Below are 436 nucleotides of genomic sequence, written 5' to 3' on the forward strand. Positions count from 1 at the left end.
CAGATGACGCAAGCCCAACGGCAGGCCATTCAAGCCCGTTTTCCCAATGCAAAAAATATCATTTTACGCGATGAGAATAACAAAAAATTAAAACCCGAGTTGAACATCGCAGATGCCAGGGCTTACAGAGAGCTCGGATTTAATACATCCGTTCCCTCCTTATTCAATATTTCTACTTTTTTTGTTGCGCACAACACCAAGCTCTTTAAAGAAGGATATGAACAAAAACTCCCTAGCGAACTCAATGAACGAATCGCGAGGTTTGGGAGCTAATCCAGGAGGTACTTATTTTGTAACCGGTTTAGTTTTGTAGTCCGGGAAAGCAAAGCAGAACTCTCGGGCTTTCTGCCCCCTCTTTTGCTTCACCAGCCCCAAGCCTAAACTATCTTTAACCCCGCCAATGATTTTCTTAAGTTTTCCTTAAGGATTGAATCGT

The 436-nt window shown here is 42.9% G+C and carries 1 pseudogene; it reads left to right on the top strand.

The features are described from left to right. A pseudogene (locus tag Lste_RS19360) lies at positions 1–273 on the top strand (Dot/Icm T4SS effector LegL2); the annotation flags it as partial. Between the last annotated feature and the right edge of the window lie 163 nt (positions 274–436).

Source organism: Legionella steelei (assembly GCF_001468005.1).
GTDB lineage: Bacteria > Pseudomonadota > Gammaproteobacteria > Legionellales > Legionellaceae > Legionella > Legionella steelei.